Source organism: Vibrio sp. Of7-15, assembly GCF_022347565.1.
Lineage (GTDB): Bacteria > Pseudomonadota > Gammaproteobacteria > Enterobacterales > Vibrionaceae > NORP241.
In genome coordinates this window covers 163,649-188,370 of record NZ_JAKRGH010000007.1, presented here as the reverse complement: position 1 = coordinate 188,370, position 24,722 = coordinate 163,649, and the positions used below count along the sequence as shown (strand labels likewise).

Annotated in this window: 12 protein-coding genes; 5 read left to right on the top strand and 7 right to left on the bottom strand. The window is 44.7% G+C overall.

All coding sequences use genetic code 11. From position 1 onward, the window contains the following. Window positions 1-156: 156 nt before the first annotated feature. The 3 genes from MHO82_RS10495 to MHO82_RS10485 form a co-directional block, all read right to left on the bottom strand. Window positions 157-306: a hypothetical protein gene (locus tag MHO82_RS10495; protein WP_239183894.1), complete on the bottom strand. Its 150-nt coding sequence runs from the start codon at window positions 304-306 to the stop codon at window positions 157-159. An 86-nt stretch (window positions 307-392) separates the two neighbouring features. Next, window positions 393-1,868, bottom strand: coding sequence for an MFS transporter (locus MHO82_RS10490; protein WP_239183893.1), 1,476 nt, complete (start codon window positions 1,866-1,868; stop codon window positions 393-395). A gap of 269 nt (window positions 1,869-2,137) precedes the next feature. Next, window positions 2,138-2,899 (bottom strand): transporter substrate-binding domain-containing protein, encoded by a 762-nt coding sequence (locus MHO82_RS10485; protein ID WP_239183892.1) that lies wholly within the window; start codon window positions 2,897-2,899, stop codon window positions 2,138-2,140. Between the two features lie 337 nt (window positions 2,900-3,236). Here MHO82_RS10485 and MHO82_RS10480 point away from each other — a divergent pair, with 337 nt between their 5' ends. Then, on the top strand, window positions 3,237-4,406 hold the full coding sequence (locus MHO82_RS10480) for a nucleotide sugar dehydrogenase (protein WP_239183891.1): 1,170 nt from the start codon (window positions 3,237-3,239) through the stop codon (window positions 4,404-4,406). Window positions 4,407-4,431: 25 nt separating this feature from the next. Here the strand turns inward: MHO82_RS10480 and MHO82_RS10475 are convergent, their stop codons facing one another. The 4 genes from MHO82_RS10475 to MHO82_RS10460 all read right to left on the bottom strand — a co-directional run bounded on the left by MHO82_RS10475 (window position 4,432) and on the right by MHO82_RS10460 (window position 8,011). After that, window positions 4,432-4,914 carry a glutathione peroxidase gene (locus MHO82_RS10475; protein ID WP_239183890.1) on the bottom strand — a complete coding sequence of 161 codons (483 nt, stop codon included), beginning with the start codon at window positions 4,912-4,914 and terminating at the stop codon, window positions 4,432-4,434. 222 nt (window positions 4,915-5,136) lie between these two features. Further along, window positions 5,137-6,489 carry an MATE family efflux transporter gene (locus MHO82_RS10470; protein WP_239183889.1) on the bottom strand — a complete coding sequence of 451 codons (1,353 nt, stop codon included), beginning with the start codon at window positions 6,487-6,489 and terminating at the stop codon, window positions 5,137-5,139. 103 nt (window positions 6,490-6,592) lie between these two features. Further along, complete coding sequence (locus MHO82_RS10465) at window positions 6,593-7,087, bottom strand: Lrp/AsnC ligand binding domain-containing protein (RefSeq protein WP_239183888.1); 495 nt, start codon at window positions 7,085-7,087, stop codon at window positions 6,593-6,595. 126 nt (window positions 7,088-7,213) lie between these two features. Further along, window positions 7,214-8,011 carry a 4'-phosphopantetheinyl transferase superfamily protein gene (locus tag MHO82_RS10460; protein ID WP_239183887.1) on the bottom strand — a complete coding sequence of 266 codons (798 nt, stop codon included), beginning with the start codon at window positions 8,009-8,011 and terminating at the stop codon, window positions 7,214-7,216. Window positions 8,012-8,396: 385 nt separating this feature from the next. On the opposite strand from MHO82_RS10460, the gene MHO82_RS10455 reads away from it, so the two are divergent. From MHO82_RS10455 to MHO82_RS10440, 4 genes are read left to right on the top strand one after another with little or no spacing between them, the layout of a single operon-like run. Beyond that, window positions 8,397-9,197, top strand: a complete 801-nt coding sequence (locus tag MHO82_RS10455; protein ID WP_239183886.1) for a hypothetical protein — start codon at window positions 8,397-8,399, stop codon at window positions 9,195-9,197. Next, on the top strand, window positions 9,197-16,849 hold the full coding sequence (locus MHO82_RS10450) for a type I polyketide synthase (protein ID WP_239183935.1): 7,653 nt from the start codon (window positions 9,197-9,199) through the stop codon (window positions 16,847-16,849). Before MHO82_RS10455 ends, MHO82_RS10450 begins: the two co-directional genes overlap by 1 nt. Further along, window positions 16,849-18,918 (top strand): PfaB family protein, encoded by a 2,070-nt coding sequence (locus tag MHO82_RS10445; protein WP_239183885.1) that lies wholly within the window; start codon window positions 16,849-16,851, stop codon window positions 18,916-18,918. Before MHO82_RS10450 ends, MHO82_RS10445 begins: the two co-directional genes overlap by 1 nt. Continuing rightward, entirely contained in the window at window positions 18,915-24,704 is a 5,790-nt protein-coding gene (locus MHO82_RS10440; protein WP_239183884.1) for a beta-ketoacyl synthase N-terminal-like domain-containing protein, read from the top strand. Before MHO82_RS10445 ends, MHO82_RS10440 begins: the two co-directional genes overlap by 4 nt. Window positions 24,705-24,722: the final 18 nt, after the last annotated feature.

Below are 24,722 nucleotides of genomic sequence, written 5' to 3'. Positions count from 1 at the left end.
TACTTATTATTGATATTTAGTTAGTGTAGAAGCTATCTGATAATAACAAGCTGACTCGGCATTATTAGTATGTATTTTGTGACCTATAACACAATGAAAACAATCATTTATAAAGCCATAAAAAAACCCCGACATTTTACATATCGGGGTTTATAGCTATTCTTTTTCTTGCCTTGTTTGCCAATGCTCGTTGCTATCGGACTCGTTATCTGTGAGCTCTACCATAAAGCCCATATCGACCATTTCTTTCAGAGTAAGGTCGTCGGCTAACCGGGTGGTTTCGCCTTTTTCGTTTGTCAATTCCATGCGAGTTCCCCTCGTGGCTAATCCTTCTTTAAACATAGCACCCCTGTGGAAAAGACGTGGCGACACCTCAAAAAAGACTCATCCATTTAGCTTTCCGCTTGCGAGAGCACCATGTCAGACGATGCTTCACTGCTCGCGAGCATTTTACGAATAACAAACGAGGCAATAAATGCCACTATAACCATAACAACCGCCAAGATGGTCAACGTACTAAAATAGCCACCATAAACGGTTTTCACGATGTCTTGTGTAATTTCCTGTCCTTTCTCTAAGGCAATAGAAGTCGAGAATACCGCACCAACAATACCGCTCAGTGCTATCGCTACCGAAAATAAGCTAACGGAAAAATTCTCAATATGCTTAGGTGCCACTGAAAGAATGAACGCCACCACCAAACTGCCCACAATCACTTCTGCAAACGCTTGGAAAAAATGAATCGCTAAAAACACTTCAGGACGAATAACCACATCAGGACCAATCATCATAACGGCAGCAGTCAAAATACCAAATGCAATGGCGGTAAAGATAAACGCAAAACCCACTTTAGTCGCCGTAGAAAAATTAATGTTTCGTTTTTCTAATGAAGAAAATGTCATAGCAATCACAGGCCCTGCCACAATACACCACAGTGGATTCATGGCCATTGAAGCTTCAGGAACAATAGGAATAATGCCGAATAAATCACCACGCATGGTATTTATGGTCACCATGGTCATAGACGTCATCATCTGCCCGTAATAAACAAAAAAAGCCGTGGTGAGTACCGTCATAATCAAGATAGTACCCATTTTCAACGCATCTGACTTTTTCGCCTTAAACATCAATGTGATGAAGTAACCAATCGCTGCAATACCAATGGCATAAACAATGTTTTTACCAATTTCCATATTCGAGAACATGAAAAATACCAAACCAATCATGGCAATGGAGATCGCCACGAAAATAGACCAATTTTTCGCACTCACTGGCTTTTTATCAATCTCAGCCCCAACCGTCAGTAATTGCTTACGAAACGAAATTAAAACAATCAATGCAGCACATGCCATGCCCATCGATAACATAAAACTACCGTTAAAGCCAATCACAAGCACAAACATAGGGAACAGGTACTGTCCCAATAGTGCCCCCACATTGTTAACGGAATAGTTAACTGGAAAGCCATTTTCAAAATCTTCTTCTGTTGCAAAGGTGCGTTTATAAAGGCTTGGATAAGATGGAGACATTAATCCTCGTGCATAACTCGCTAAGGCAATACCAACAAGGCTGAGCGGAATATTCGTTGTGGATGCCCCCAGAACTAAAAGAACATAACCACTCGTAAAACCAGCGTAACTGATAGTCAATGAACGATATGCACCCAAAAATTTATCAGCAATAAAGCCACCCGCAATAGCAAACAATGGCCCTATTGATGAAAAAGCCCCGACAACCATCATCGTATCTGCTTCACTGTATTGCAGATCTTCTAAGAAGAAACGGGTCAAGATAACCATCACACCATAAAACGATAAGCCAAACATCATCTGGCAGAACATCATTGATTTATTCAGTTTATTCCACATAACCAATCTCTTTTGTTTATGAATGAATTAGAGTTAATGCTCGCGCACCATAACACCGATCATTTCACCAACCTGAGATCTAAGTAGAAAAAAGAATTCTAAATAGTTAATTAAACCTAATATATAAAAAATATTAGATATTGATACCAGTTTTATACTTATAAATAGTTAACAGGACTTATTTAATATTTAAAATTAGAATTAATAACCAAATAATACGATCACAGTAATATTAGTAAGTCATTGATCTAAAACAACGAATAAGAAACTTACCGCTTTATTAAAAAATAGCTATTAATTATTCGCTCGTAGCTACCATCTTCCTTCATGGCTTTTAACACCACATCAAGCTTATCTCTCACGTGTGTTAAATTTCGCTTTTTAGAAAAAGCAATGTAACTAGGTACACTTTGTATATCGGGTTCTAAAACTCGAATTTTTTCCAATTGATTTAACTGATTCGCAATATGTAAAGCGCCATATTTGTTACTGATCCAGATATCCACTCGTCGAGCCAACAACATTTTTGCACTCTGTTTACCTGAATTATTAATTTTAATTTTCGTTAATACGCCTTCTTTGACTGCCGTATCAAAGCGCTGACCATAACTGACTTGATTCGTAACACTGACAGAATAAGGCTGTAAGCTGCTGAGCTGACCGTCATACACGATGCTTGAATTGGCGCGAACAAAAAGAGAAATGGTCTGAGGAAACAGCACTTCGTTTGAATAATCGGCAAAGGTTTCACGGTGAGGGTTTTTGAATGCAGTAAAAATCGCGTCTGCTTTACCATTTTCAATATAACTGATTGCCCGAGGCCAAGGCAGAATTTTTATCTCAATAGGCTGGGATAAACGTCGAAATGCTTCTCTTATAATATCAACCGCAATACCTTTAACTTTCTGATCTTCTTGGTATTCATATGGCGGGTATTCCAAAGTAACTAATTGCAATACTCGAGAAGATCCAGCTGTAGTCCAAAACAGAAAACACCCGCAAAGTACGAACTTCATGAGATTTAGCCACATAGCGCATCCCTATGGTTAATATATTCTCAAACTCGCTTTAGCCTACTGTGTTTGTTGTTATTATCTATTAATCATAGTACATGCTCTTTTTCACCCTACTGCGTTCTCGTTAGCAAAACCTCCTTAACTAGGTTAACCCGCAACTTTTCATTCCCACTAAAAGTGACCGAGAAAACCACAGATTTTTTTACTCACAAAATTCTGCAACATAAGTCGATTAACATTAATCACAGCAGTTAAGGTAGTAGAAATAAACGCCTTAAAAACAACTTTAAATGAAACGCACTTCTGTTTGTGTCGTGATACAAACACTGTCATAAAAACTGAGTGAGAAAACATGAATATAACGATTGTGGGTACAGGTTATGTTGGATTATCTAATGCTGTACTTTTGGCGCAGAAAAACAAAGTCACAGTATACGACATTGCTCAAGACCGTATCGAGCTATTGGCCAATGACTTATGCCCAATAAAAGATAACGATATTGAACACTATTTAGCAAACAAGCCACTGACACTACAAGCCACCACCAACAAACAACACGCTTATCAAGACGCGGATTATGTCATTGTTGCCACGCCAACCAACTACGATACCGACACCAATTGTTTTGATACCTCAAGTGTCACATCCGTCATTCAAGATGTACTAGCAATAAACCCTACAGCTCATATCGTCATTAAATCAACCGTTCCCGTTGGATTTACCCATCAAACCAAACAAGAATTCAATTGCCATAGTCTCATGTTCTCACCTGAGTTTTTACGTGAAGGGAAAGCACTGTACGATAACTTATACCCTTCAAGAATTATTGTGGGTGAGCGTAGTCAAAGAGCCCATGAATTTGCCGAGATAATGCAATCTGCGGCGATAAAGCAGGATATTGAAGTAATTCTAACCGATTCAACTGAAGCCGAAGCGGTGAAACTGTTCTCGAACACCTACCTTGCTATGCGTGTTGCCTTTTTCAATGAGCTCGATTCCTACGCCGAAAGCCATAACCTCGATACCAAGCAAATTATTTCCGGGGTATGTTTAGACCCACGTATCGGAACGCATTACAACAATCCCTCGTTTGGTTATGGCGGATATTGCTTACCCAAAGACACAAAACAGATATTAGCAAACTACCAAGATGTGCCAAATAATTTAATCCAAGCCATTGTGGATACAAATAAAACGCGTAAAGACTTCGTCACAAACTCAATCCTAAAACGTAAACCAAACACAGTTGGCATCTATCGATTAATAATGAAAGCGGACTCAGATAACTTCCGAGCCTCTTCCATTCAGGGCATCATGAGAAGGCTTAAAGCCAAAGGGATTGAGATCCTAGTCTATGAACCATTACTCAATAACGATACGTTTTATGGCTCAAGCGTTACAACAGATTTAGCCCAGTTTAAATCGCACGTTGATGTCATTGTATCTAACCGCATTACCACAGAGCTGCATGATGTCCTAGATAAGGTTTACTCTCGCGATATTTTTGGCAACGATGAATAAACCCGCTCGTCACTTTAAAACCGTCTTATTGCCCTAACGCTTTCTGAATGTGTTTTTCCAATGCCTCAGGTTTGGTCATTGGTGCAAAACGCTTAATTGGACTACCATCTTTGCCCACTAAAAATTTGGTAAAATTCCATTTAATACGATTACCTAGCATACCGGGTAACTGCTGCTTTAAGTAAGCAAATACAGGATGACTGCCTTCCCCATTCACTTCTATTTTTTCGCTTATGGTGAAATCGACACCATAATTGATCAAACATTCTCCCTGAATATCACTGGCACTGCCCGGCTCTTGATTACCAAACTGATTACAAGGGCACCCTACAATCACCAGCCCTTGGTCGGCATATTTTTTATGCAGTTGTTGTAAGCCTTCGTATTGTGGGGTAAAGCCACATTTACTGGCTGTATTCACCACCAAAACGACTTTTCCTTCAAAGTCAGAAAAATTTAGCGGTTTATTTTGTAGGGTAGTCATGGAAAATTGGTGAAATTCGCTCATCTTATTCGTTCCTTGATAGTATTTTAATTGCCACTATATAGCGCACAACTAAATTGCGCAACAACTGAAACGAATAAAACTCAGCTGATCATGCCATTATATGTGTTTTTCTTGAGTAACAAGGTGTAATTCAGGCAATAAAAAATGCCTTATTTAGATCACTAAACAAGGCATTTTTAAACCATAACTGCGCAGAAGCATACTCAACTTATGAAGAGTTGGCTATTTCTCTGTCACCATAGCTGAAGTTTGAGTGGCCTGCATGGCCTTTTGATACAGCAGCCAAGCCATAATGCCGGCGGCAATATTTCCTAACGTCGCACCAATAAAAATGCCTTGCAAACCAAACAGCTGTGTTCCTAACCAAATCATCGGTAAAAAGCACACAAATAAGCGCAAACTGGAGATCCACAGCGCCCTCATCGGCAATGCCAATGCATTACATACCGACACCATTAGCATACACACACCTAATGGCCCTAAGCTAAATGGAATCCAAACTAAATGCATGGAAAATACTTCACTCACAGAGGCTTCACTGCTCAGTAAATTGGCAATAGGGTTGGCTAACACAAACAAAATCGCCGCAATAGTTAACTGAAATAACAAAATAAATTTCACCGCAATATTCACCAATGTACGAATACTGCCGATCTCTTTTGCACCTAACATACGGCCGATCATGGGTGGCATCGACATGGTCATCGCCAACACAACCACAATCGAAAAGAACTCCACTCGCGAGCCTAATGCCCAAGCTGCTACAGCAGTGGCACCAAACCCCGCCACCAGCTTTGTCGCAAGCATAGAAGAAATTGGCGGAAGCAGCTGGCTCAACATAGCAGGTGCCATAATATGACCAAGCTCTTTAATGGAGGGGACAATATCTAAACCTTGCCAGTTTAGTGTCATCCACTGCCTTTTCAGGACTAAGGGATACACCACCAACATGCCAATACCAAACGCAGCAATAGTTGCCCAAGCAGCACCTTGTAACCCCATATCTAAGGTAAAAATAAATAGCGGATCAAACGCCATATTAAGAAGACTCGTAACCACCATCATGCTACCGGGTAACATGGTATTACCATTGGCACGGCACAGGCTATAAGCGAAATACAACATTGCTCCTGTCCACGCACTTGCCAACCACACAGGCCAATAGTCATCAATCACAGGGGCTACATTCTCAGGCGCGCCAAGCAGCAATAAAATTGGCCCTCTTAGTAACCAAATCAACCATGACAAAATAAAAATCGCCACAGCTCCGGTGATCACCACAAGCCCTCCTAATTGCTGAGCTCGCTGTATTTCACCGGAGCCAAGCACGCGTGAAATCAAAGAGGTGGTGGCAATGCCAAGCCCAACTTGCAGACCGATTACCACCATTTGCATTGGCAGGGTAAATCCTTGTGCAGCAAGCGGTAATACCCCAAGCTGACCAATAAAAGCACTGTCTACCAGTTGAAAGCTCATTAACGATAAGATGCCAAACATCATCGGCCAAGTCATAGAAAAGAGTTGACGCGATAAACGACGATGTTCAGCAACAGATGAAGATGTGGAGGCACTCATAGAGTCAGATCCAAAAAACAGAATGACCGCTCATTCTACTGACTCTGATGTTAATTAGTAAGAGCTATTTACCTCACTAATGGCTAATTTCGCGGGCTCTCAATTATGGTAACGCAATTAAGTCCGGATCAAGCCCTGTCGATTTTTTATGTTCCGCAATCACTACTTCACTGCGAGTTTGAATAATTCCAGGTAACGAGCCTAACTTAGCAGACATGAATTTTTGGTATTCACGCATGTTTTTAACTCGTACTTTGATCATGGTGTCAAAATCACCAGAAAGAGAATAGCATTCTTCAATTTCAGGCATCAGCTCTGCCGCTTTGGCAAACTTATCAAAGATGGAAAAATTCGATTGATCGAGGCGAATATGAATGAAAACCTGAACTTCAAAGCCTAACTTATCAGGGCATAGCTCCGCATGGTAACCCGCAATAAAGCCCTCTTTTTCCAATCGCTTTACCCGATCAGAACATGGCGTTGTGGTTAAATTCACTAATTTGGCCAATTCAACAATGGGCATTCGTCCCTGTTTTTGCAGTACCCGCAGAATCTCTATATCTATTCTATCCAATGAATTAGGATCTTTTGTTGGCATGGTTTAACTACCTTTCCATTTTATGTGTCATACAGTTCGCATTTAATATATCACTCAATAACCGCGATTCAGCGAAAAGCTCTCCACAAAGATCACAAAAATAGACATAGCCATAACTGAAAGTACTCACCCAAAAGGTGATGACCACAACTCAAATAATCTCGCTTCCATTGAAATTATCCCACCAACACCATTAAGGCTCACGGCAAATCGGTAGTGATCATCTATTCGGCCAAAAAACACATTCCACTCAGATCCATCTTGCGAAGGAGCGAGTAACTGTAACTGAATTCCTCTGTAGCACTCTAAATAAATGTCTGATCCTTCAACTAATAAGTGCTCTGGAACCATCGACACCAAATCAAAACCAAACGACTTTAAGGACAAAGCTAAACCCAGCCCTTTCGCTTTGATATAAGACTCTTTTAGTACCCATAAATCGAAAAAGCGTTGCCGTTGTTGCTCGCTCGGTAAGGCCTGTAATTCTGAGTGCTCAAATAAAGTAAAATGATGAGGAAGAATAGAAGCAATTTGAATATCTGAGCGGCTTCTTTCAATATCAACGCCTAATTCAATCACATCATCCGCATGATTTTTTTTCATCACTGCAATGACCAAATGCTCCCCACTGTGGCTGATATTAAATTCAATCCCCGAACTCAATCTCTGTGTATGGCACAACCGTGGCTTGCCTTTATCACCATATTCAAATTTCCATTCATTAGGCGGCAATGGAAAGTAATGTGACAAAACAGCTCTTAAACAACATCGAACAAACAGCGCTTTCTGTCGATCCTCAGCTTTACGATAACGCTCAACTTTGACTAATTCATCATCAGATAGCCACCAACGACGGCTTTCTAATTGTGCTAAATCCCTTTCAGTAAACAATAAAGAAGCAAACCAAAGTTGAACCGAATTCATGTTCAAAATAACTCTAAATAGCAGTGATTAATGGCGGCTATTGTGGGGCTTTTATGTTTTAAAAAACAACCTTAATTTCATTAATAAAGTGCTCAGCCCACCTGAGTGACATCCCCCCATATGAAGTAAATTCAAAAAGTGTGCGCCACCTCACACAGAAATAAAAAATAGAGTAAATATTCTAATAAAATCAGTGATTTACATGCAAATCATCAACTTAGCTCTCTTGTTTTCAACATTAGTTTTTCATTTTATAAAAATAACTGTTCTGATGAGCTTTTACCCCTGTCCCAGGTGATTGTATCGACTAAATACCTCAGGTAGTCTGCTCAGCCATTACACAAATTGGTTGTATATTAGTAGTCAATGGGAAGGGAGTATTCCTTTGAATAAAAGGCACAGGAATGCCACAACAACACCAGAAATGAGACGGTTAATTCAAAACTCAACTCTGAGTGTCAGCCAATTGGCTAAACAGTTAAAGATCAGTGAATCTACGGTTCGAAAATGGCGTAAACGAAACTCCATTACCGATGCGTCTAATACCCCGCATCACCTAAATACGACTCTGTCTCCCATTGAAGAGTACGTGGTGGTTGGTTTACGGGATCAATTAAAAATCCCCTTAGACCGATTACTTCATGTCACCCAAACATTCATTAATCCGAATGTTTCTCGATCGGGTTTAGCACGCTGCTTAAAACGCTATGGAGTGTCACGGTTAGATGGCATTCGTGGCAGCAGCAGCCACGATGAAAAACACTTTAACCAACTGCTTATTTCACATGACAGTGACGCAGCCACTTATACCCTAAATACAGAAACGCTCGCCGCGACTCTAGCTCTGCCTAATCAAGACAATACCACCGTAGTGCAAGTTGAATCTGTTTCTATTCCACCAAAGCTGGATGAAAACGCATCTAGCTCTGTTCTGATTGGTATGGACCCAAGTAGCGGCTGGGTCTATGTAGATATTTACCAAGATGGCGACACACACGCAGCCAACCGCTACATGACTTATGTACTCAAATACGGGCCCTTTCATTTACGAAAGTTACTTGCCCGTAACTACCAAACTTTTCTACAGCGTTTTCCCGGAGCAGGCTCAAGTCATCGCTCCAATCAAGAAAAAGCCTTACCCGAAATTAAGACACCCGATGTGCGGGCGTCCAGTGGAGACTCATGATGAGCCAAAACCCAAAACCAACCCCAGAGTCGCAGGAAGATAAGCGACTAAACAAACGCCTTAAAGATATGCCTATCGCCATTGTTGGTATGGCCAGTATTTTTGCTAACTCCCGTTACTTAAATAAGTTTTGGGATCTGATCAGTGAAAAAATTGATGCCATTACCGACATTCCCGATACGCATTGGAAAACAGAAGATTATTACGATGCAGACAAAAGTGCTGCGGATAAGTCTTACTGTAAGCGTGGCGGGTTTATGCCTGAAGTAGACTTTAACCCAATGGAGTTTGGCCTGCCGCCGAACATTCTTGAGTTAACCGATACTTCACAGCTGTTGTCTTTGATCGTGGCGAAAGAAGTACTGGCCGACGCGAACTTACCTGAAGGTTACGACAAAGATAAAATTGGTATCACACTAGGTGTGGGTGGCGGACAAAAAATCAGCCAAAGCCTAAACTCTCGTCTTCAATACCCTGTGCTTAAAAAAGTATTTAAAAACAGTGGCATTAACGACGAAGACAGCGAAATGCTGATCAAAAAATTTCAAGATCAATACATTCACTGGGAAGAAAACTCATTCCCAGGCTCATTGGGCAACGTGATTGCTGGCCGTATTGCTAACCGTTTTGATTTAGGCGGAATTAACTGTGTGGTTGATGCGGCGTGTGCTGGCTCTTTAGCCGCCCTACGCATGGCCCTTAGCGAGCTGGTGGAAGGTCGCAGCGAAATGATGATCACAGGTGGCGTGTGTACGGATAACTCACCAACCATGTACATGAGTTTCTCTAAAACACCGGCGTTTACCACCAATGAAACCATCCAGCCATTTGATATTGATTCAAAAGGCATGATGATCGGTGAAGGCATTGGCATGGTGATGCTAAAGCGCCTTGAAGATGCCGAGCGCGATGGCGACCGTATCTACTCAGTAATCAAAGGTGTGGGTGCATCCTCAGACGGTAAGTTTAAGAGTATTTATGCTCCGCGCCCTGAAGGCCAAGCTAAAGCGTTAGAGCGCGCCTATGACGACGCAGGTTTTGCTCCGCACACACTAGGATTATTAGAAGCACACGGCACGGGAACAGCTGCGGGTGACGTTGCTGAGTTTAAAGGCCTAAATTCCGTATTTAGCCAAAACAACGATGAAAAACAACACATTGCACTTGGCTCTGTGAAATCTCAGGTGGGCCATACTAAATCCACCGCTGGTACTGCTGGCCTAATCAAAGCGGCTTTAGCACTGCACCATAAAGTGCTACCACCAACCATTAATGTGTCTGAGCCAAATCCAAAGCTGGATATTGAAAATTCACCTTTCTATTTGAATACTGAAACTCGCCCATGGATGCCTCGTGTAGATGGCACACCACGCCGTGCTGGTATCAGCTCATTCGGTTTTGGCGGCACAAACTTCCACGTCGTTTTAGAAGAATACAAACCAGAGCACCAACGTGGTGATAAATACCGCCAACGCCAAGTCCCACAAACACTGTTATTTAGCGCAACATCTCGCAGTGAACTCATTGCAAACCTAAAAGACATTGCGGCTAACGCAACCGACCTAACGGCTCTGGCAGATGCTCACGGCTTACGCGACCTTGATAGTGGCCATGCGCGTCTTGGCTTAGTCGCGACATCATTAGGCGAGTTAAAAACTCAGCTCTCTCAAGCTATTTCAACCCTTGAGAGCAACAATAAAACAAGCTGGCAGCTACCAAATGGCATTAGCTACCGTGACTCAGGGCTAGTAAACGGTGAGACAAAAGTCGCCGCTCTATTTGCAGGCCAAGGTTCACAATATTTGAACATGGGCCGTGAATTAGCGTGTCATTACCCAGAAGCTCGTGAGCAACTGATCAAGGCCGATAAGGTATTTGGTGAAAATAATAAAACACCATTATCTCAAGTCTTGTTCCCAATCCCTGCATTCAATAAAGAACACATCAGCGCTCAAGAAGCTCAACTCACTAATACCGCCAATGCACAAAGTGCCATCGGTGCTCTTTCCATGAGTCAATACGCACTATTAACCAACGCTGGTTTCACACCAGATATGGTGGCAGGTCACAGCTTTGGTGAACTGAGCGCACTGTATGCCTCTGGCGTGATCTCACAAGATGATTACTACAGATTAGCGTTTGAGCGTGGCCATGCCATGGCAACTAAACCAGAACAAGGCGACAGCGGCACCATGTACGCGGTGATCACCCAATCTGGCGATGATGTTAAAAAAGTAGAAGAAGGCATTAGCCAATTTGAAGGGGTGTTAGTTGCCAACTATAACTCACCAACTCAACTGGTCATTGCTGGTCCAACTGACAATGCCCAAAAAGCAGCGAAAGCACTAGAAGCTCAAGGCTTTAAAGCCATTGCTCTGCCTGTTTCTGGCGCATTCCACACACCGTTGGTTGCTCACGCGCAAAAACCATTTGCGACAGCCATTGATAAAGCCTCATTCAGTGCACCTAAGTACCCACTGTACTCAAACGCAACAGGTGAGCTTTACAAGAACGACGGCAAAGCCATCAAAAAAGCATTCAAGCAGCACATGTTACAGTCGGTTCGTTTTAGCGACCAACTGGAAGCCATGTACAACGCAGGTGCACGTGTCTTTGTAGAATTTGGCCCTAAAAACATCCTACAAAAACTGGTTGAAAAAACACTCACAGATAAGGCAGATGAACTGCTCACCATCAGCCTGAATCCAAGCCCTAAAGGCTGTGCCGACCAACAGCTTCGCTTAGCATCGGTTCAACTGGCCGTTGCTGGCATCACACTGGATTCAATTGACCCATACCAAGCTGAAATTGCGCCACCAGCGCCAAGTTCACCAATGAACATTAAGCTGCATGCTACCAACTACATCAGCCCTGCAACTCGTACCAAAATGGCCAAGTCGTTAGAAGCGGGCACGGTAAGCAAGCAGACTGAAATTGTTGAAACCGTCGTTGAAAAAATTGTCGAAGTGGAAAAAGAAGTGATTAAAACCGAAATCCGCGAAGTACCTGTCGCTGTTGCTACGCCAGAAGCTACCCAAACAGCAACCGCTCAAGCACCAGCTATGGTAGACGCACCCGTTCAAAACACCATAACTCAACCGACAGTGCAAGCTTCTGTCAGTGAAGATTCATTAACGGCTTTCTTTGCTGCACAACAACACGCAGCGGAAGTTCACCAACAGTTCCTTGCGATTCCGCAACAATACGGTGAAACGTTCTCGGCATTAATGGCAGAACAAGCGAAAATGGCTAACGCAGGTGTTGCTATTCCAGAGAGCCTTCAACGCTCAATGGACATGTTCCACCAACACCAGTCTGAAACTCTAAAAGCGCACACGTCTTACCTTGAACAGCAGACCGTAAACAATCAATCGGCATTAGGCATGCTGTCATCTGCGCCAGTGGCGATTTCAGCACCGATCGTTCAGGCGACGGCAACACCAATTGCGGTTAAAGCACCAGCGCCAGTAAAAGCACCGACTCCTGTTAAAGAAGTCGCTCAACAAGCTGCACCAGTACAAACACCAGCCCCTGTGGCCACAACATCAGTGACGACAGCACCAGTTGCACAACCTAGTGCTCAAGTGGCAGTTCAAACTGAAAGTGCTGAGAAAGTCATGCTTGAGGTGGTTGCAGACAAAACGGGCTACCCAACTGAGATGTTAGATCTTGAGATGGACATGGAAGCCGATCTAGGCATCGATTCTATCAAGCGTGTTGAGATCCTAGGTAGCGTACAAGAGCAATTGCCGAACCTACCAGAGCTTAGCCCTGAAGATTTGGCGGAGTGTCGTACACTTGGCGAAATCGTGACTTACATGAACAATCAGCTAGGTAGCCAACAACCAACTCAAGCTTCTGCTGAAGCACAGGTTGCCGCAGCTCCAGCACCAACTGGCGGTCTAGACGCAGCACAAGTTCAAAACACCATGCTTGAAGTTGTCGCTGATAAAACGGGCTACCCTACCGAGATGTTAGATCTTGAGATGGACATGGAAGCGGATTTAGGTATCGATTCTATCAAGCGTGTTGAGATTTTAGGAACAGTTCAAGACCAACTCCCAACCCTGCCTGAACTGAACCCTGAAGATCTCGCTGAGTGTCGTACTCTTGGTGAAATCGTTGCTTACATGAACAGTAAATTGCCAGCACAAGGCGCGGTAACAGCAAGCCCTGCTGCTGCTCCAGTTGCAACTGGCGGTCTAGATGCAGCACAAGTTCAAAGCACCATGCTTGATGTAGTTGCAGACAAAACAGGCTACCCAACAGAAATGCTGGATCTTGCCATGGACATGGAAGCCGATTTAGGTATCGACTCGATTAAACGTGTTGAAATCTTAGGAACAGTGCAAGACCAACTGCCAACGCTTCCTGAACTAAACCCTGAAGATTTAGCTGAGTGTCGTACTCTTGGCGAAATCGTTGATTACATGAATAGCAAGCTGCCCGCTCAAACAGCCGTTGCTGCTCCTGTAACAACAGCAGTAACGACAACAGCAGCAGAAAGCACTGGCGGTCTAGACGCCGCACAAGTTCAACTCACTATGCTGGATGTAGTCGCAGACAAAACGGGCTACCCAACAGAAATGTTGGATCTTGCCATGGACATGGAAGCCGATTTAGGTATCGACTCTATCAAGCGTGTTGAGATTTTAGGAACAGTGCAAGACCAACTGCCTACCCTTCCAGACCTAAACCCTGAAGATTTAGCTGAGTGCCGTACTCTTGGCGAAATCGTTGATTACATGAACAGTAAATTGCCAGCACAAGCAGCCGTGGTTGCTCCTGCTACCGCAGTTTCTGAAGCAGCCCCGGCGACATCAAACGACAGCGGGTTAAATGCCGCGCACGTTCAAAGCACCATGCTTGATGTAGTAGCAGACAAAACAGGTTACCCAGCAGAAATGCTTGATCTCGCTATGGACATGGAAGCCGATTTAGGTATCGACTCCATTAAACGTGTTGAGATTTTAGGAACAGTGCAAGCCCAACTGCCTGCGCTTCCTGAGCTAAACCCAGAAGATTTAGCAGAGTGTCGCACACTGGGTGAAATCGTCACTTACATGCAAAGCAAGCTTTCAAGCTCAGCAGCACAGAACACGTCAACAGCCGTTAATGAAATACCAGCAGTAACAGCTAAAGCGAATGTAGAACTTCCTCCTCACAGTGAGGTAGCGCTAAAAAAGTTACCAGCGGCAGATAAGCTGGCCGACTGCTTTGCAAAAAATGCTTGTATCGTAATTACTGATGATGGCCATAACGCGGGTGTATTAGCAGAAAAACTGACCACTCACGGCCTTAAAGTGGCGGTTGTTCGCAGCCCAGCAACTCTTGAGCAAGCACAATCACCGCTAAGCAGTGATATTGCTAGCTACCAATTGGCAAAAACCGATCAAGACAGTGTTCAAACTCTAATCACTGACATTGAAAAGCAACATGGCGAGATCAATGGTTTTATCCACCTTCAGCCTCAACATGCCGCTCAAAATGACAATGGCGTAGTGCTAAGTTCAGAAGCCAAAGAAAGCCTAGAACAAGCCTTCTTATGGGCGAAGCTACTTAAGTCGCAGCTAACTAACACCGCCAACAAACACACTAATCGTCACTGCTACCTAACAGTAAGCCGTATCGATGGTGGTTTTGGTTACCTTGAATCTTCACAGCTATTAAACGCAGAGCTAAACCAAGCAGCACTATCAGGCCTGACAAAAACATTAAGCCACGAGTGGGCAAATGTGTACTGTCGCGCCCTTGACATTGCACCTGCTGTCGATGCTCGTCACCTAGCAGAAGCTATTACCGCTGAACTGTTTGATATTGACACTCAATACACAGAAGTCGGTATCAGCGAAGCTGGCCGTGCAACATTGATTGCTGGCGAAGCATCAACGAAACACAAAGCCGCTAACCTAGCAAAAGAAGATAAGATTTTGGTTACTGGTGGCGCAAAAGGCGTAACATTTGAATGTGCCTTAACACTAGCAAAACAGTGCCAATCACACTTCATTCTTGCTGGCCGTAGCAAACACATCACAGCCAACGAGCTGCCACAGTGGGCACAAGGTAAAGAAGAGAACCAGCTAAAACCAGCAGCAATCGCTCATCTTCAAGCAACAGGCGACAAGCCAACACCAAAGAAAGTGGACGCCTTACTAAAACCAGTACTAAGCAGCATTGAAATTAATACCGCTCTGGCTGCATTTGCAACAGTTGGTGCAAGTGCTGAATACATTAGCTTAGACGTGACAGGCACAGAATCTGTAGCAAAAGAGCTGAATGCTATTGGCAACATCACAGGCCTGATTCACGGTGCTGGCGTTCTTGCCGATAAACACATTCAAGATAAAACCTTAGATGAGTTAAACCTGGTTTATGGCACTAAAGTCGGCGGTTTAGAAGCGGTACTGACTGGCCTTGATTGCAGCAAACTGAAACTGGTCGCTATGTTCTCGTCGGCAGCGGGTTTTTACGGCAACACAGGCCAAAGTGACTACTCAATGTCTAACGAGATCTTGAACAAAGCGGCATTGCAATTTTCAGCTCGTTACCCACAAGCAAAAGTCATGAGCTTTAACTGGGGCCCTTGGGATGGCGGTATGGTTAACCCTGCCCTTAAAAAAATGTTCACTGAGCGTGGCGTGTATGTGATCCCTCTACAAGCGGGTGCAGAGCTGTTCAGCACTCAACTATTGGGTGAAACAGGCATTCAGCTTCTGATCGGCACATCGATGCAAGGTCAGAACAACGAGGAGAGCGCTATAAAAAAGCCTAATGCGGAGTCTATGCATGGTGCACAGAGTCCGCTGGTAAACGCTGTTACTGTTACTCGTAATCTTGACCCAAAAACGCTGCCATTCTTAGCAGATCACTGCATTGCCGGTAACCCAGTGTTACCGACAGTCTGTGCGCTACAGTGGATGCGTGAAACCGCAGAGCAGTTAGTAGGTGCGAGCGTTATCGTTCGCAACTACAAGCTATTCAAAGGCGTGATTTTTGAAACCGATGCAGTGCAAGCGCTGAGCTTAACCTTAACGCCAGATAATAAAGGCAACATTAAAGCCCTTATTAGCTGCCAAGGCCGCCCTCAGTATCAAGCAGCTCTGATCAATGAACTTGCTACTGCTGAACCAGAAAAAACGTTTGTTTCTGCAAATAAGAGTGACATTGTAACGACAAGCAGTGAACTTTATAGCAACGGCACCTTGTTCCATGGTCCACGCTTACAAGGGATTCAAAACGTCCAGCGCTTTGATGATCAAGGACTATTGGCCCAATGCCAGTTGCCAGCCATTAACAGTGAAGACTGCGGCACTTTTGCTGCCACAGAGCACACGGGTGGCTGTCAACCATTTGCGGAAGACTACCTATTGCAAGCCATGCTCGTTTGGGCACGCTTAAAATACGGGGCGGCAAGCCTACCATCGGCGATCAATGAGTTCATTTCCTATGAACCATTTACCACCGGTGACAAAGGCTGGCTAGAGCTTGAAGTTATTAAAAGCACAGCGCGTTCACTGCAAGCCAATATCTCGCTTTACCATCAAGATGGTCGTTTAAGTGCAGTAATGAAAGGGGCGAAAGTCACCATTAGTAAAAGCCTTAACGACGCTTTCTTAGTAAAGCCTGAACCAACAAAGGAGCCTGTGTCGTAGTGACGGACTCTTCTAATAAAGCGATGCCATTGCGCATCGCTCTTCTAGCCCACTCAACCGGGCTTTCTACGGATTTGCTACCCGCAACGCTTCAGGCTTTGCCTAGTGCAGATATATCCATTAACGATAACTTTGAAACAGCCCTTGCCACTGCCATTGAAGAAGTTAACCAAGGAAAAATTGTTCGCTTAACGGCACATAATGCGCACAGCGAACAATTTTCATCTTCCCCAACGCTGATTCTATTAGCGGGTTTAACGGCAGCTCAACACAAGTTACATCCACACGGTTACTTAGCGGGATTCTCCTATCAGGAAGACGCCACTATTGAAGAAAGTGGTAAACGTGCGCTTTCTCAAGCCAGAAGAAAAGGCTCCGATCTCAGTGTCAAAAAAAGCGTAGACTCATTAACACCATCGCAAAAGTTTGTTGATCTATGTGAGCTGGTTGATGATCTTTCTCGTCGTACTTTTAAACAAAGCAACGTTGACTCTAAGGGTAACCCAGTAGAAAAAAGCCACTACTGGTTTACTGAACCCCATCAAGCACGAGTCGCGAGTCTAAGCTTTACTGGCAAAGATCATCAGCCGAACAGCTTGATCTTAACCCAAGGCACAGGATCACCAGCCCCTAAATCACTGCTTTCAAACGATCGCTTGTTTTTCATCATCTCAGGTAATGATGACGTTCAGCTACAGAGCCAACTGTCAGAACTCACCAAAACATTAGAAAACCAATGCCCGGTTACTCTAATGGCTAAAAACCTGAGTAACTACAATCCAGAAGCCAAGCAAGCTATCGTGCTGCAAGCCGCTTCTGTAGAGGCACTGAAACAAGAGATCTCCGCCATCAGTACTGCATTACCGAAAGTATTTGCTGAAGGTACTCACTATAAAACCCCAGCGGGTAGCTGTTTCTCTCCTGTGCTCAACAATAAAGCAGCATTAGGAAAAACAGGACTCACGTTTGTTTACCCAGGCGTGGGGACCGTTTATGGCGGCATGCTTAATCAGCTTCATCAATACTTCCCTGATCTATACGCACGACTTGAACGCCAAGGAAGCCTAAAAACGGTATTACAAGCAGAACATATTTACGGTGAAGACGCTGCCAGCATGAGCTTAAGCCAACTAGCAATTGCTGGGGTAGGCAGCAGCTATTTACTCACAAAACTTTTGTGTGAAGAGTTTAAAGTTCAACCGAATTTTGCTTTAGGGTATTCAAAAGGGGAAGCCTCTATGTGGGCAAGCCTAGGCGTATGGCAAGACCCGCACGCACTAATTAAAGCGACGCAAACCAGTCCTATCTTCACCACCGCTATCTCTGGTGAACTCACCGCGGTACGTGAAGTGTGGCAGCTAAAAGATGATGAAGATATTCAGTGGAACAGCTTTGTGGTTCGTAGTGATTCACAAGCCATTGAAGCATTGCTTCCTGATTTTTCTCATGTGTATTTGGCTATCATTCAAGGGGACACCTGTGTTATCGCAGGCTGTGAAAACGAGTGTCGTGCATTATTAAAAGTCCTTGGCAAACGCGGTATTGCAGCCAACCGAGTGACAGCCATGCACACGGAACCTGCTCACAGTCAGCACGCAGAAGTAGTGGAGTTTTACCACCAGCCCCTGTGCGACATTCTGCCTGAGCATATCTCGTTCATCAGCGCGGCCAGCAATTTGCCAAAAAACCCTAATAGCCCAATTAAGCTAGATAGCCAAAGCATTGCAGATTCCATTGCCGATACGTTTTGCGCCACGCTGGATTTCACCGCTCTCATTCAAAATGCCCGTAGCCAGGGTGCAAACTTGTTTGTGGAAGTGGGTGCCGACCGACAAACCAGTACGCTCATCGACAAAATCAATCGTGCCGACAACGTCAGCAACCAAAACTGTACTGTAGCCGTCAATGCCAAAGGCTCAGACGATGTCACCGCCCTACTCAAATGTATTGGCCAATTAATCAGCCACCGTGTACCGCTGTCTATTGAACCGTTGTTATCAGGATTAGCGCAATCCTCTGTTCAGCCAACGACATCACCAGAACCTATTTTAAAAGGAGAGCCGGTATGAGTTCTCGTAACCGGACAAAAATAGCCATTGTTGGCCTTGCAAATCAGTACCCTGATGCAGATACACCGCAAGGCTTCTGGCAAAACCTGCTGGATAAAAAAGATTCACGCTCAACACTTAGCCCTGAGAAACTGGCTGAAAATCCAGAAGCATATCAAGGCAAACAAGGTGAGTCCGACCGTTTTTACTGCGATAAAGGCGGCTATATTAAAAACTTTCAGTTCGATGCTAGCGGCTACCGTTTACCAGCAGAAAGACTTGAAGGGCTTGATGACAGTTTCCTTTGGGCGCTAGATACCAGCCGTAAAGCCTTAGCTGATGCAGGTGTTGCTCTGGATTCAGAGCGACTTGAACGTACTGGTGTGATCATGGGAACACTCTCATTCCCAACCGCGCGTTCAAATGACTTATTTTTGCCGCTGTATCACTCTGCAGTTGAAAAAGCATTGCAAACAAAGCTGGAAAACCAAAATTTCAGCCTACGCCCGTTTAACTACCCACAAAACCAAGACCCTGCACATACATTTACTCAAACCACTACCGCAAATGGAGCTGCCGCTCACAACAGCTCAAAAGTAGTGGCCGATGCACTTGGCCTTGGCAGCGCTCAAATCAGCCTAGATGCGGCTTGTGCAAGCTCTGTCTACTCATTAAAACTGGCTTGTGATTATTTAAATACGGGCAAAGCAGACATGATGCTGGCAGGTGCCGTATCCGGTGCGGATCCGTTCTTCATCAATATGGGCTTTTCTATCTTCCACGCCTACCCAGATCACGGTGTATCGGTTCCATTTGATAACAACAGTAAAGGCTTATTTGCTGGTGAAGGTGCTGGCGTATTGGTGCTAAAACGTCTAGAAGATGCCGAACGTGATGGCGACCATATTTATGCGGTAGTCAGCGGTATTGGCTTATCTAACGATGGCCGTGGCCAATTTGTTCTAAGCCCAAACAGCAAAGGGCAAGTTCAAGCGTTTGAGCGAGCATACGAAGCCACTGACATTACTCCAGACAGTATTGAAGTGATTGAATGTCACGCAACAGGAACGCCTTTAGGTGATAAAGTCGAACTGACATCCATGGAGAACTTCTTTGCCGATAAACTCAATGGCACAGCAGCCCCTCTTATTGGTTCGGCCAAATCAAACCTAGGTCACTTGCTAACAGCGGCGGGCATGCCGGGGATCATGAAGATGATCTTTGCTATGAAAGAAGGTCGATTACCACCAAGTATCAACCTTTCTACCCCACTTAGCTCTCCAAATGAGCTGTTTGGCCGCCATACGTTACCAACCGAAGTTCAGCCGTGGCCAGTAAAGGCGGGGAACGATAAACGCCACGCTGGTGTGTCTGTATTTGGTTTTGGTGGTTGTAATGCGCATTTGCTGTTGGAATCTTATCAAACCCAGCGTGCAGGTACGCCACCAGCAGAACTTAATATCGCATTACCACAACTAAAAGTGACTGGTTTAGCCTCACACTTTGGTTCATTAAACAGCATTAATGCACTAAATAACGCGATTAAGCACGATCAGAACGCTTTTGGTACACTGCCGCCAAAACGCTGGAAAGGCCTAGACCAGCACCCTGAATTACTCCGTAAATTTGGCCTGAATACGGTTCCTCACGGTGCCTATATTGACCAATTTGAACTGGATTTCCTGCGCTTTAAAGTGCCGCCAAACGAAGATGATCGCCTCATTTCCCAGCAACTTTTATTAATGAAAGTGGCAGATGAAGCCATTCGTGACGCCAAACTGCAAGCAGGCAGCAAAGTAGCCGTTCTGGTTGCGATGGAAACCGAGCTCGAACTGCATCAATTCCGTGGACGCGTAAACTTACATACCCAGCTGGCTGATAGTCTAAAAAACATGGGTGTGGAGCTGAGCGACAGTGAATACCAAGCACTGGAAGCCATCGCCATGGACAGTGTGCTCGATGCTGCCAAGCTCAACCAGTACACCAGCTTCATTGGCAACATCATGGCATCGCGTATTGCTTCACTGTGGGACTTTAATGGCCCCGCTTTCACCATTTCAGCAGCCGAACAATCTGTTACTCGCTGTGTGGACGTTGCCCAAAACTTAATGAGCCAAGAATCACTCGATGCCGTAGTCATTGCTGCCGTCGATCTCAGCGGCAGTGCTGAACAAGTGATCTTGAAAAACAGCATAAACCCTGTTGCTTCTAAAGTCTCAGATAACGGCTGGAAAGTCGGCGAAGGTGCTGGTGCTATGGTTCTGCAAGATAAAGCCTTTCCTGCACTGAACACCAGTTATGGTGAACTATCAGCCATTGAGTTTGGCTCCATCACACAGGCCAACCGTGTCGCGGATAAGCTTCTGACTCAATCCGGGTTAGCAGCCAGCGCAATCAGCTTATTAGAATTAAACCAAGCTCCAGAAAATCAAAACAACGCATTAGCACTTCCTTTTGCCAACGCCGTTAAGCGCGAAGCCAATCAACGCCTCGGTCACTGTTTTTCTGCCTCCGGCATGGCAAGTACCCTGCACGCTCTGCTTGGTCTGAATAACACGAACCGTCAATCCCAAGAAACTCAGGCGGCTGTTGTTGCTAATATCAGTGAAAATCAGTGCTCGCAACTGCTATTGACCCAAAACCCAACAGAGAAACAAGCGCTCTCTGCACGCCTTTCGGCAGAACTAAAAGCGGACTCTAAACGCCAGCTGGTTAAGCAAGTAACACTTGGCGGGCGTGATATTTACCAACACATCGTGACTGCTGAATTACCAGAAATAAACAGCATCATTAAAAAAGCGGCCAGCGCACAAGCAACCAAAATCTCCTATGCGCCGCAAGTTAAGCAAGTCGCTCCTCAAAAAGCGTTAACGACAGGTATTCAAACGGACATGACCAAAGCCTTATCCAATACAGTCTTACCGAATAATAGTGCGCCAACAACTCACGAATCCGTAGTTGAACCGGCCACCGCATCCATAACATTACCAAAAGGCACAACCATGAGTGCATTCCAACATAATCAACTTCTGGCTCAACAAGCTCATAAAGCCTTTTTAGAAAGTCGCGAACAGGGGCTAAAAGTGGCCGATGCGCTGCTAAAATCGCAATTAAGTGCCCTAACAGGTCAATCTGAACCACTCACTTTCCAAGTACAGCCTCAAAGCCCTCAACTTTCTGTGCAATCTGCCGTCGCTCAAGCAACCGCAAGCATGGCTGCTCCTGTGGCTCCAAACCATACAGCCGTATCTGGTTACACGCCGCCAGTGCCAGAGCAAAAACCATGCATTTGGGACTATCATGATTTAGTCGAATACGCAGAAGGCGACATTGCCAACGTATTTGGCCCAGATTACGCCATCATTGATAATTACTCTCGCCGCGTAAGGTTGCCAACTACCGATTACCTATTGGTATCTCGCGTAACCAAACTTGATGCCACCATGCTGGAATACAAACCAAGCACAATGACCACTGAGTACGACATCCCTGTGGATGCGCCATACCTTGTTGATGGTCAAATCCCTTGGGCGGTAGCCGTTGAGTCCGGTCAGTGTGATTTAATGCTGATCAGCTACTTAGGCATCGACTTTGAAAACAAAGGTGAGCGCGTTTATCGCCTACTGGATTGTACACTGACTTTCCTTGGTGATTTGCCACGTGGTGGCGATACGCTTCGTTACGATATTTCGATTAATAACTTCGCCCGTAATGGTGACACACTGCTGTTCTTCTTCTCGTACGAATGTTTCGTCGGCGATAAAATGATCCTGAAAATGGACAACGGCTGTGCGGGTTTCTTCACTGATGAAGAGCTGGCAGACGGCAAAGGTGTTATCCGCACTGACGATGAAATCGATGCCCGAAATGCTGCCGTTAAACAACGCTTCGAACCACTACTTCATTGCCCGAAAACGCAATTTAGCTACCCAGAGATCCATCACTTATTGCACGCTGATATTGCAGGCTGTTTTGGCGAAAGCCACCAAGTCAGCAACAATCAACCATCATTGTGTTTCAGCTCTGAAAAATTCATGATGATTGAGCAAGTCAGCCAACTAGATCCACATGGCGGAGCTTGGGGACTTGGCTTTGTTGAAGGCCATAAACAACTAGAGCCTGAACATTGGTACTTCCCATGTCACTTCAAAGATGACTCTGTAATGGCAGGCTCACTCATGGCAGAAGGGTGTGGTCAGTTACTGCAATTTTTCATGCTGCACCTTGGCATGCACACACAAGTACAAAATGGTCGCTTCCAACCATTAGAAAACGCACCACAAAAAGTTCGGTGCCGTGGTCAAGTTATTCCACAATCAGCAACCTTAACTTATCGCATGGAAGTAACGGAAATTGGCTTTAGCCCACGCCCTTACGCTAAAGCCAACATTGATATCTTACTTAACGGTAAAGTCGTGGTGGATTTCCAAAATTTAGGTGTGATGATCAAAGAAGAAGACGAATGTACTCGCTACCCGCTTCTTGAACAGTCTCAACAAACGGCACCGACAGCCCAGATCGTGGATAAATCAGCGTCGGCTAATGCCCCGCTCATGGCGCAGATCCCAGATTTAAACACCCCAACCAACAAAGGTGTGATCCCGCTACAGCACGTTGAAGCGCCACACACACCAGATTACCCAAATAGAACTCCAGATACGGTTCCTTTCACGCCTTATCACATGTTTGAATTTGCTACGGGTGATATCGAAAACTGCTTCGGCCCTGACTTTGCAATTTATCGCGGTATGATCCCACCACGCACTCCATGTGGCGATCTGCAGCTAACGACTCGTGTTATTGAAGTAAACGGTACCCGTGGTGACTTTAAAACACCGTCATCGTGTATTGCTGAATACGAAGTACCAGAGAACGCATGGTACTTTGATGAAAATAGCCACCATACCTTAATGCCTTATTCGGTATTAATGGAAATATCCCTGCAACCCAATGGCTTTATTTCGGGTTACATGGGCACAACGTTAGGCTTCCCAGGCCAAGAGCTGTTTTTCCGTAATCTGGATGGCAGCGGAAAAATGCTTCGTAATGTGGACTTACGCGGTAAAACCATCGTTAACGATTCTCGCCTACTGTCAACGGTTATGGCTGGCACGAACATTATTCAAAGCTTCAGTTTTGAACTAAGTACCGATGGTGTTCCTTTCTATGAAGGTACCGCTGTATTTGGTTACTTCAAAGGCGAGGCATTAAAAGATCAACTTGGCCTAGACAACGGTAAAGTTACCCAACCATGGCACGTAGAACACAACCGCTCTGCCGATCACACCATTAACCTACTTGATAAAACCAGCCGTTACTTTAACGCGCCAGTTTCTGCGACAGGTGAAGCACAGCCTCATTACCAGCTTGCTGGTGGCCGTTTGAACTTCATTGATAAAGTAGAAATTGTTGATGATGGCGGTAAATCGGGCTTAGGTTACTTATACGCTGAACGTACGATTGATCCGAGTGACTGGTTCTTCCAATTCCACTTCCATCAAGATCCTGTAATGCCAGGCTCACTGGGCGTGGAAGCCATTATCGAGCTAATGCAAACCTACGCGTTAAATAAAGACCTAGGCGCAGGTTTCCGCTCACCAAAATTTGGTCAAATCCAATCGGAAGTGAAATGGAAATACCGTGGTCAAATCAACCCACTCAACAAACAAATGTCGCTGGATGTGCACATTACTGAGGTGAAAGATGAAAATGGCAAAAAAGTCATTATTGGTGATGCCAACCTAAGTAAAGATGGCCTTCGCATTTACGAAGTAAAAGACATCGCTATTTGTATTGAAGAAGCTTAAGGCAAGGATGAATAAAAA